Raw genomic sequence first — 10,354 nt, forward strand, 5'->3', positions numbered from 1 at the left:
TATAAAAGAAATGGAGGTCAAATTATGACTTACGATTTAAACATTACCTTTGATGACAATTTAGTAACAGGAAATAAAACAATCGATACACAGCACAAAGAATTGATTGACCGTATTCAGAACTTTGTAATTGCCTGTCAAAATGGCGACAGCAAGGTAAAGGCGATCAAACTTCTGGATTATCTTAACGAGTATACTGACTTTCATTTTAAAGAAGAAGAAGCACTTCAGGAAAAAGCCGGTTATCCAGAGCGTGAAAAACATTATGAAAAACATGAAGAGTTTAAAAAGACAATTCAGGAACTGTATGAATACCTTCAGGAGTATGAAGGACCAACAGATCGGTTCAGTGAACTTGTACAGAAAAATGTAATCGACTGGCTGTTTGGACACATTAAAACATACGACCGCTCTGTGGCAAAATTTATCTTTATGAAACAAAATCCAGATCGATGCTAAAATAAACCAGGGAACGAGTTCACTCAGAATGTAGACAACGTGATGAAGTAAACTAGGGGCTGTCATAATGCAGCCCCTTTCCTGTTATAGCGATATTCTAGGTAATATATTGCGCTGGCATGACATATTATTTTACTACTACTATATGGGAAGAGCAAGCAGCTCTTCTTTTTTTGTCCTTTTTATCCAATTTTAAGTTGTAAAGTCTCTTTTCATGCCAACAGAAATATGCTAAATTGATTTTATAGAACAAGATATAATTCCACTTATATATCTGAGGAAAATGAATGAGAGAGAAAACTATATATGAGAAGATTGCAGAAAAGTATAACACAACACCAGAAGAAGTACGCAGAAAAATGCAGACAGCCATAGATGCAGGATTTGTTAATCCTGACCCGGCAGTGCAGGAAGAATGGAAGAAAATGACACTTAAAGGAGACAGGCCCACACCGGAAGAAGTAATCAATTACGCAGTAAAAAAATTAAAAGGAAATTAAAAATATGAAGAAAAAGATAATTGCAGTAATTTCAGGAACAGCAATCTTGATAATTGCTGCAGGAAGTATTTATGGGAAATTTGAATCCAGTCATAAAGAAGGCGAACCAGATGTAGTTGGAACTTTTTCTGTAAATCGGGATGAAAATATAACCGTGGTCGCAAATAGGGAAGATATTGAGGATAGAGAAGCGTTTGCAAGAAAACTTTTGCAGATGTACAAGGATGATTCTTTACATTCGACAAAATTCTCCACAGACAGAGGATATGCGACGAGCATTGATATGAACATCTATTTATGGAAAGAAGATATTGAAGACGGGGAATCGGTAATGACAGCCGAATATAGACCTGTAGAATACGGAAAGGACTATGATGTTGTCAATAATCCTGATAAATTTCAACTATATATAGATGGAAAAGAGATTAAATAGTAATCGCCTGAAAGCAAGCTTTTTGTCAATTATTTCAAAGAAAAATTAAAGGATAACAATACATAGTTTTGACAATGATATTTTGAAAAATTTTATAGAAATGCTCTATTATCAAATTGACATAGGAATATGGTAGCGTATAATTAGAATTGAATACACTGAAAAAATGGAGGAATTACATGAAAGCACATAAATATTGGTCAGTAGGAGCATTGATCACAATGCTTGGGACTTTTTACACTGGATATAAAAAGCAAAAATCAAGTCACAAATACTTTGCTTTAAGTTCTATGTTATGTATGGTAATGGCGATATATACAGGTCATAAAATGATTACCGGGAATAGGAAGAAAAAGGCGAATAAAGAGAAAGATACAGAAAGGGAGGGATAAATAATGTTGGAAGTAGGGGTTAAGGCACCGGATTTTGAGTTGCCAGATCAAAATGGGAAAATACATAGATTATCGGATTATACAGGAAAAAAAGTGATTTTATATTTCTATCCCAAGGATAATACAGCGGGATGCACGAAACAGGCATGTGGGTTTTCTGAGCGATACCCTCAGTTTACCGAAAAAGGAGCAGTTATTCTTGGAGTCAGTAAGGATTCTGTATCCTCTCATAAGAGATTTGAGGAAAAATATGGATTGGCATTTACACTTTTAGCAGATCCAGAGCGGAAAGTTATTGAAGCATATGATGTATGGAAAGAAAAGAAAAATTATGGCAAAGTCTCTATGGGAGTAGTAAGAACCACATATCTTATTGATAAACAGGGGATTATTATAAAGGCAAATGATAAAGTCAAGGCTGCAGATGATCCTGAAAATATGCTCAAGGAATTAGATTAATGAAGATAATATTATCACCTGCTAAAAAGATGATTACAGATACTGACAGCATAGCGCCGGATGGATTGCCTGAATTTATTGAAAAGACGACAGAGATACAAAGTTGGTTGAAAAGTAAGTCAAAAGAAGAACTGAAGACTATCTGGAAATGTAATGACAAAATTACAGAACAGAACTTCAATAGATTGGAAAACATGGATCTTTATCATTTACTTACCCCAGCTGTCTTATCATATGAAGGAATTGCTTTTCAATATATGGCTCCATCCGTGTTTGAGGACAGTCAGTTTGAGTATGTACAAAAGCATTTGAGAATAATATCTGCATTTTATGGTGTGTTAAAACCAAGGGATGGTGTGACGCCTTATCGTTTGGAAATGCAGACGAAGGTTGGAATAGGAGAAACAAAAAATCTGTATGAGTACTGGGGAGATTTATTATACCGCTCAGTGATTGATAACAGCAGGATTATAATCAATCTGGCATCGAAAGAATACTCTAAGTGCATAGAAAAATATCTGACACGACAGGATAGATACATTACGATTACATTTTGTGAGTTATCAGGAGATAAACTGGTGACAAAAGGTACATATGCTAAGATGGCCCGTGGTGAAATGGTTAGGTTCATGGCTGAAAACAGAATTGAAAATCCTGAGGATATTAAGAAATTTGATAGACTAGGCTATTCATTCCGCTCTGATTTATCATCAGATGCAGAATATGTTTTTGAACGGAAAAAATGATGATTGAATGATTATTTTAAATAAAAGGTAATCAGTAATATTGATTATTATAATAATAGAAGGAGGAACAAACTAATGAAATATGTATGTGACGTTTGCGGATGGGAATATGATGAAGAGGAAGGTTATCCTGAAGGTGGTATTGCACCAGGAACAAAGTGGGAGGACGTTCCAGAAGATTTTGAATGCCCATTATGTAATGTTGGAAAAGATCAGTTTTCAGAAGTTGAATAAAATTCTGATTATTTAAATACGGCTAGATAAACAAAAACCCTGGTGCGTGTGAGCAACAGGGTTTCAGACTGTAGACAAACTTGGTGTTGGGTGTTATGCCCAGCACCATTTTTCTTTTAAAACTTCTTTTCTTTTTATTTTCTTCAAAATCAACAAAAATCTGGCTGTGTTCCAACCTCGTTTTTCCAGGATCTTTGCCAGTTTTTTCAGATTCATGCATGCAAAGGTAAGCCCGGCTTTCATTTCCATCCGTGCTTTTTTCCAGAATCTTTGAAAAGATATGCTCAAAAAGGTCTGTATCTTTGAAACGGCGGGTATAATTCTTTCCAAATGTAGAGAAATGAGGTACTGGATCTAACATGTCTAGTCCGAGAAACCAACGGTATGCAACGTTTACCTCGATCTCTTTCATGGTCTGACGCATGCTTTTTATCCCATAGAGATACTGAATGAATGGTATCTTTATCAGCATGACGGGATCCATACTGGGACGGCCGTTATCCGGACAGTATTTTTCTTCAACCAGATCATAAATAAAATTCCAATTGATTGCTTTATCAATCAATCGCAGCATATGGTTTTGAGGTACCATGTCATCCATGGAAAACATCATCATTTGTTCTCTGTTTTTATCTGCATTTTTCGTCATCATAAAAAACACCGCCCTTCTGATATTTATTATATCAGAAAAGCGGTTCCAACAATAGCAAAACCCTGCAAAAGCAGGGCTTTGTCTACAGTCTGAAGCAGCTGGATTACAGCTGCTTCAGTACGTTTAAGAGTTTTGTATTATCGTCGTGCATCATGATGCAGAAGCGGACAAATTCGCCGTCCAGGCACTGGAAGGAAGAACAGTCGCGGATCATCAGGCCTTTTTTGATGCAGGCCTCAAAGACATCGGCGGAAGTCAGACCGTCCCGGCGGATTTTTAATAAGATGAAATTGGCATAGGCAGGATAAACTTTAAAAGTAGGGATATTTTGAAGTTCCTGCTCCATGCGGTCACGCTCATCGAGGATCAGATCACGCGTTTCCTGAATGTAGTCGTGGTCACGGAGCATCAGCTCTCCGGCAAAGGCACCAAGACTGTTCAGTGACCATGGCGTCTGTTTTTCTCGCATTTTGGAAAGAAATTCCATATTTCCGGTAATTCCGTAACCGAGACGCATGCCCGGTGCAGCATAAAATTTAGAAACACCACGCAGTACCATAAGATTGGTAAATTCTCTGGTCAGAGGAATTGCAGTTATTTCTTCGACATCTGGTGCGAACTCTACGTAAGTTTCATCGATCATGACAAAAATATCTTTATCTGCACAGAATGCGATCAGTTTGCGGAGATCTTCCTGCATGATCGCAGAGGAAGTCGGATTATTCGGATTGCAGAGAATCAGGAAATCATAACCGTTTTCCAGAGTTTTGCACAGATCCTCTACATCGAGAGTGAAATTTCGTTCTTCTCGCAGATGATAATATTCCTGTGTGCTTCCGGAGAAAGAAAGTTCTCTGGAATATTCGGAATATGTCGGTCCGAGAATCAGGGTGTGTTTCGGCGCACGTTCCTGAATCAGAAGTGAGATCAGTTCACTGGAACCATTTCCAGGTAAAATAAATTCAGCGGGAATCCTGCAGTATTCTGAGATCGTATTTCTGAGAGATACATAATCTCTGTCCGGATAAGAAGAAAAAAGATCGACATTTTCTGCAATTTCTTTTTTTACAGAGGCGGAGAGGCCAAGAGGATTGACATTTGCCCCGAATTTAACGATATCTTCTTTATTTAAATGATAGTAGTCACATATTTTTTCTATGTCACTTCCATGAAAAACCATTTTTGTAGTCATAAGGTTACACTCCTCATTATTTCGCTATTTACTATAATAAATCATCGAAGCGTTTTTTACAATAGACAACCGCCGAAGATGTGTTATACTAGAAAAACAGGTGTTGCTGTGAACACAGGCAGTATTCCGCGAGGTGTTTTGGAATGGATTTTGACCAAGTTGCTGTGAACGGAGTGAACAGTAACAAACAGGTGTTGTTGTGAACAGCAATAACTAATAAATATGCAAGACGGGGGAATGAATATGAGATTGCAGACAGTACAGGATGCATTGAATCAAAAAAATATCAGGTTTGAATATACCGAAGAAGACGGATGCGGAAGTCTGGATTTTATGTTCCGCGGACTGAAATTCCATGTGTGGGAATATCACGATGGAGTCTGGGGTGCAGAGACAAATATCTATGAGGCAGGCAGAAGTGAGGATATTGGGGGCGATTATGAAGAAAAGATTGCCGGAGAAATTCTGTCTTGGCCGGATATGATCAATAATAGAAAAATGAAACTTGTAAACATTTCCGATGAAGGCGCAAAATATAAATGGCAGCTTTATGATCTGTATGACAAAGCATTTCCGGAACAGGAGAAAAAGCCCCTGCAGGTAATGGAAAACCTGGTAGCAGATGGAAAGATGGAGATGCTTGCAATGGTTGACGAAGATGAATTCGTAGGACTGGCAATCAATCTGATCGATGCGGAGCAGGATAGGGCGCTTCTGGATTATTATGCAATTGTACCGGAGAAAAGAAATTACGGATATGGAAGCAGGGGACTGGAGGCATTACTTAAAAAGTTCAAAAATCATAAATATATTTTTGAAATAGAAACACAGGATGAAAAAGCAGAAAATGCTGAAGAACGCAAAAAAAGAAAGGCTTTTTATCTTCGGAACGGACTTCAGGAGACGGGATTGTTTGTAAATGTGTATGATACAGATTTTGAAATCCTTACACCGGACGGTGAGCTGACTTTCTGGGAATATGTAGATTTTCTGCGAGAAGTAATGTATGAAGAATACGTACAGATTCTTCGCCCGACATTGATTGCGATGAAAAAATAATAAAAATACAAAAGGAAATTGAGGACAGGGAACGTGGGAGAAAATGTGGTTTTAGTTTATCTGGTAGTATGTTTTTTTGTATTTCTGGCAGGATTTGTGGATTCGATTGCCGGAGGAGGCGGACTGATCTCACTTCCGGCATATATGATTGCGGGACTGCCGGTACATACTGCAATTGCAACAAATAAAATGAGCAGCTCCATGGGAACTTTCGTGGCATCTTTTCACTACATGAAAAAAGGCTTTATGAAATGGAAAATCTGTATTCCGGCAGTTTTTGGTGCAATTGCCGGATCCTGGATAGGATCTCATCTGGCTCTTCTGATTTCGGAGAAAGCTTTAAAGATCGCCATGCTGGTTGTGCTTCCGGTCATTTTGTTTTATGTACTGAGAAGCAAAGCACTGAAAGGAAAAGACGAAAATGCAACAGAAGTAATCAATGGAATGCTGATTTTTAAAAGTATTCTGATCGCAGCTGTAGTTGGTATTTATGATGGGATTTACGGACCGGGAACAGGAACATTTCTGATGCTTTTATTTACCGGTTTCTGTCATATGACATTAAACGATGCAGCAGGTGCCACAAAGGCAATCAATCTGACAACCAATATCACAGCACTTGTCGTATTTCTGATCAATGGCAAAGTGCTTTTGCCACTGGGAATTGCAGCAGGAGTTTGTAACATGGCAGGGAATTATCTTGGAAGTCATAGCTTTACTTCAAACGGTCACAAGATCGTAAAACCGGTCATGATTGTGGTGATCGTGATCTTCTTCATTAAAGTATTAACAGAACTGATTTGAAACACACAAAAGGGGACTAATTTCACATCCCCCTTTGTCTACAGTCTGAAACCCTGGTGCGTGTGAGCAACAGGGTTTTTTATTGCGATAGTTTGTGATGATATCACAGAAAATGATTTACCTTTTGCTTATAATGTAACTACAAACAAAGTAAGGAGGTAGTCTAAATGAGATTAAAAGATAAAGTTGCAATCATTACGGGTGGAAGCCGTGGTATAGGATTTGCTACAGCTGATAAATTCTTGAAGGAAGGTGCTTCAGTTGTGTTGGCAGCAAGTTCACAGGAATCGGCAGATGTTGCTGTAGATAAATTAAAAGAAAAATATCCCAATGCAATAGTGGCTGGAATTAGTCCAAATCTGGCAAGCATGGAGTCTGTCAGAAAGGCTTTTAAAGAGGCAACTGAAAAATATGGATGTGTCGACATACTGGTAAATAATGCAGGGATTTCAGAAAACACCTCATTTATGGATTATACAGAGGAGACTTTTGATAAAGTCATGGATCTAAATGTAAAAGGAGTATTTAATACTACTCGTGTAGCAGCAGAATGTATGGTGGCAAGAGGCAAGGGGGTCATTCTCTCAACTTCTTCCATGGTGAGTATTTCGGGACAGCCAAGTGGGTTTGCTTATCCGGCATCGAAGTTTGCAGTAAACGGATTGACTGTATCATTAGCAAGAGAACTAGGACCTAAAGGTATTCGTGTTAATGCTGTTGCACCTGGGATTACAGAAACTGATATGATGAAGGCCGTGCCAAAGGAAGTTATCGAACCTATGATTGAAAGAATTCCATTGCGTCGTCTTGGACAGCCAGAAGATATTGCCAATGCGTTTGTGTTTCTTGCTTCAGATGAGGCGAGTTACATTACAGGTGTTATATTAAGTGTAGATGGTATGGCAAGAAGTTAATGAGGTATGGTGATGTAATCACGGAAAATAAATGAAATTAAGACTATAATAAATCTACAAAAAGAAAAAGATAAGGAGGACTGTAAAATGTCTGCTATTAATATCAATAAAAATAATTTTCAGAACGAAGTACTGAATTCCGATAAACCCGTTCTTTTAGATTTTTGGGCATCTTGGTGTGCGCCTTGCCGCATGGTAGTACCTATTCTAGAGGAGATTGCAAGTGAGCGTAGAGATATTAAAGTTGGAAAGATTAATGTAGATGAAGAGCCTGAACTGGCAAATAAGTTCAGTATTATGAGCATTCCGACTTTAGTGGTTATGAAGAATGGGAAGATTGTACAGCAGGTTTCAGGGGCGAGACCTAAGAATGCGATTTTAGAAATGCTTTAGGGAGGTGTGCTAATGGGATTTTTTGATCTCTTTAAACAGTCGAATATTAATCAAGGCATAGAAGAATATAAAAGGACTGATGATGCAGTTCTGCTGGATGTACGTACACCGCAGGAATATCAGGAAGGACATATACCAGAAAGTAAAAATGTGCCGTTGCAGCAACTTGACAATATTGCTTCTGTAGCGAAGAATAAGGATATCCCACTGTTTGTATACTGTTATTCCGGTTCACGAAGCCGCCAGGCAACTGGGATACTGCAACGAATGGGATATTCTAAAGTAAATAATATCGGTGGCATTGCAGCTTACTCAGGAAAGGTGGAAAAATAAGATGAAGGTAATAATTGTAGGAGGTGTAGCCGGAGGAGCTACAGCCGCAGCAAGAATACGCAGACTGAATGAACATGCTGAAATTACTGTGTTTGAAAGATCCGGATACATATCCTATGCAAATTGTGGACTTCCATATTATATTGGAGACGTGATCACAGACCCGGAAGAACTTACAATACAGACACCAGAGAGTTTTTTTAAACGCTTCCGTATTAACATGAAAATTCATCATGAAGTTATCTCCATACATCCGGAACGTAAAACGGTTTCAGTAAAAAATTTAGAGAATGGTGAGATATTTGAAGAAAAATATGATAAGCTGATCCTCTCTCCAGGTGCAAAGCCAACACAGCCGAGACTTCCCGGAGTAGGTATTGATAAACTTTTTACACTTCGTACTGTAGAAGACACTTTTCGGATAAAGGAATATATAAATAAGAATCATCCAAAATCGGCTGTATTGGCAGGTGGCGGTTTTATTGGTCTGGAACTGGCAGAAAATTTGAGGGAGCTTGGCATGGATGTTACGATTGTCCAGCGGCCTAAGCAGCTGATGAACCCTTTTGACCCGGATATGGCATCCATGATCCATAATGAAATGAGAAAGCATGGGATAAAACTGGTACTGGGCTATACAGTAGAAGGATTTAAAGAAAAAGACAACGGAGTGGAGGTCCTGTTGAAAGATAATCCATCCCTTCAGGCTGATATGGTAGTTCTGGCAATCGGAGTCACACCAGACACAGTATTAGCAAAAGAAGCCGGTCTGGAACTTGGCATCAAGGAAAGTATTATAGTGAATGACAGAATGGAAACCTCTGTACCGGATATCTATGCTGCAGGTGATGCAGTTCAGGTAAAACATTATGTTACGGGTAATGATGCGCTGATTTCTTTGGCAGGACCAGCCAATAAACAGGGCAGAATCATCGCTGATAATATTTGTGGCGGTGATAGTCGTTACCTGGGCAGTCAGGGAAGCTCCGTTATAAAAGTGTTTGATATGACAGCAGCCACTACAGGTATCAATGAAACCAATGCCAAAAAGTCAGGATTAGAGGTAGATACAGTAATTCTTTCTCCTATGAGTCATGCCGGTTACTATCCTGGTGGAAAAGTGATGACCATGAAGGTGGTTTTTGAAAAAGAGACCTATCGTTTGCTTGGTGCTCAGATTATTGGATATGAAGGAGTTGATAAACGTATTGATGTGCTGGCAACAGCAATCCATGCAGGGCTGAAGGCAACCCAGCTGAAGGATTTGGATCTCGCATATGCACCGCCTTATTCCTCTGCCAAGGATCCTGTAAATATGGCAGGATTCATGATAGACAATATAGCAAAAGGTACCTTAAAACAATGGCATCTGGAAGATATGGATAAGATTTCTAGAGATAAAAGTGTTGTGTTGCTGGATGTGAGAACTGTAGGTGAATTTAACAGGGGGCATATGAATGGATTCAAAAACATTCCTGTAGATGAACTAAGGGAACGTATCAATGAAATTGAGAAGGGAAAGCCTGTTTACCTGATATGCCAGAGTGGGCTGCGAAGTTATATTGCCAGTCGTATTCTGGAAGGAAATGGATATGAAACATACAACTTCTCCGGCGGATTCCGCTTCTATGATGCAGTTGTCAATGACCGTGCGCTGATTGAAAAGGCATATGCATGTGGTATGGATTATTAAAAATAATCATAATAGAGACCGTTTCAAGTTTTGTGTAAACGTTAAAAACTGATATAAGATTTGTGAATAGTTACAAATGGGCAGAGCTGAT

At 38.7% G+C, this 10,354-nt stretch carries 14 protein-coding genes and 1 pseudogene; 13 read left to right on the forward strand and 2 right to left on the reverse strand.

What is annotated here, in order from left to right; translation table 11 throughout:
• Positions 1-24: 24 nt before the first annotated feature.
• The 7 genes from ACESTK_RS18880 to ACESTK_RS18910 all read left to right on the forward strand — a co-directional run bounded on the left by ACESTK_RS18880 (position 25) and on the right by ACESTK_RS18910 (position 3,223).
• Positions 25-459, forward strand: coding sequence for a bacteriohemerythrin (locus ACESTK_RS18880; RefSeq protein WP_019161195.1), 435 nt, complete (start codon positions 25-27; stop codon positions 457-459).
• A gap of 287 nt (positions 460-746) precedes the next feature.
• Positions 747-959, forward strand: a complete 213-nt coding sequence (locus ACESTK_RS18885; RefSeq protein ID WP_373120505.1) for a sporulation initiation factor Spo0A C-terminal domain-containing protein — start codon at positions 747-749, stop codon at positions 957-959.
• A 4-nt stretch (positions 960-963) separates the two neighbouring features.
• Positions 964-1,392 (forward strand): hypothetical protein, encoded by a 429-nt coding sequence (locus tag ACESTK_RS18890; protein WP_270414355.1) that lies wholly within the window; start codon positions 964-966, stop codon positions 1,390-1,392.
• Between the two features lie 179 nt (positions 1,393-1,571).
• Positions 1,572-1,784 carry a DUF6219 family protein gene (locus ACESTK_RS18895; protein WP_005421604.1) on the forward strand — a complete coding sequence of 71 codons (213 nt, stop codon included), beginning with the start codon at positions 1,572-1,574 and terminating at the stop codon, positions 1,782-1,784.
• Between the two features lie 3 nt (positions 1,785-1,787).
• Positions 1,788-2,243: a thioredoxin-dependent thiol peroxidase gene (gene bcp / locus ACESTK_RS18900; RefSeq protein ID WP_195478322.1), complete on the forward strand. Its 456-nt coding sequence runs from the start codon at positions 1,788-1,790 to the stop codon at positions 2,241-2,243.
• A complete protein-coding gene (gene yaaA, locus ACESTK_RS18905; protein WP_118583128.1) occupies positions 2,243-2,989 on the forward strand; it encodes a peroxide stress protein YaaA in 747 nt (248 codons plus the stop codon). The genes bcp and yaaA overlap by 1 nt, the downstream gene beginning before the upstream one ends.
• A gap of 75 nt (positions 2,990-3,064) precedes the next feature.
• Positions 3,065-3,223 (forward strand): rubredoxin, encoded by a 159-nt coding sequence (locus tag ACESTK_RS18910; protein ID WP_005339874.1) that lies wholly within the window; start codon positions 3,065-3,067, stop codon positions 3,221-3,223.
• A 256-nt stretch (positions 3,224-3,479) separates the two neighbouring features.
• Here ACESTK_RS18910 and ACESTK_RS18915 read toward each other — a convergent pair.
• Positions 3,480-3,875 (reverse strand): annotated as a pseudogene (locus tag ACESTK_RS18915) (transposase); the annotation flags it as partial.
• 103 nt (positions 3,876-3,978) lie between these two features.
• The gene (locus tag ACESTK_RS18920) at positions 3,979-5,067 is read right to left on the reverse strand and encodes a histidinol-phosphate transaminase (protein ID WP_148463575.1); all 1,089 of its coding nucleotides are present in this window, start codon (positions 5,065-5,067) and stop codon (positions 3,979-3,981) included.
• 243 nt (positions 5,068-5,310) lie between these two features.
• Here ACESTK_RS18920 and ACESTK_RS18925 point away from each other — a divergent pair, with 243 nt between their 5' ends.
• The 6 genes from ACESTK_RS18925 to ACESTK_RS18950 all read left to right on the forward strand — a co-directional run bounded on the left by ACESTK_RS18925 (position 5,311) and on the right by ACESTK_RS18950 (position 10,263).
• The gene (locus ACESTK_RS18925) at positions 5,311-6,126 is read left to right on the forward strand and encodes a GNAT family N-acetyltransferase (protein ID WP_227201098.1); all 816 of its coding nucleotides are present in this window, start codon (positions 5,311-5,313) and stop codon (positions 6,124-6,126) included.
• 45 nt (positions 6,127-6,171) lie between these two features.
• Complete coding sequence (locus tag ACESTK_RS18930) at positions 6,172-6,930, forward strand: TSUP family transporter (RefSeq protein WP_118583172.1); 759 nt, start codon at positions 6,172-6,174, stop codon at positions 6,928-6,930.
• A gap of 167 nt (positions 6,931-7,097) precedes the next feature.
• Positions 7,098-7,844 carry an SDR family NAD(P)-dependent oxidoreductase gene (locus tag ACESTK_RS18935; RefSeq protein WP_005421611.1) on the forward strand — a complete coding sequence of 249 codons (747 nt, stop codon included), beginning with the start codon at positions 7,098-7,100 and terminating at the stop codon, positions 7,842-7,844.
• A gap of 87 nt (positions 7,845-7,931) precedes the next feature.
• The gene (gene trxA, locus ACESTK_RS18940; RefSeq protein WP_118583116.1) at positions 7,932-8,237 is read left to right on the forward strand and encodes a thioredoxin; all 306 of its coding nucleotides are present in this window, start codon (positions 7,932-7,934) and stop codon (positions 8,235-8,237) included.
• A gap of 12 nt (positions 8,238-8,249) precedes the next feature.
• Positions 8,250-8,570 carry a rhodanese-like domain-containing protein gene (locus tag ACESTK_RS18945; protein ID WP_005421613.1) on the forward strand — a complete coding sequence of 107 codons (321 nt, stop codon included), beginning with the start codon at positions 8,250-8,252 and terminating at the stop codon, positions 8,568-8,570.
• A 1-nt stretch (position 8,571) separates the two neighbouring features.
• Positions 8,572-10,263, forward strand: coding sequence for an FAD-dependent oxidoreductase (locus tag ACESTK_RS18950; RefSeq protein WP_373120506.1), 1,692 nt, complete (start codon positions 8,572-8,574; stop codon positions 10,261-10,263).
• Positions 10,264-10,354: the final 91 nt, after the last annotated feature.

The organism is Ruminococcus sp. Marseille-P328, from assembly GCF_964249465.1.
GTDB classification, from domain to species: Bacteria; Bacillota; Clostridia; order Lachnospirales; family Lachnospiraceae; genus Blautia_A; species Blautia_A faecis.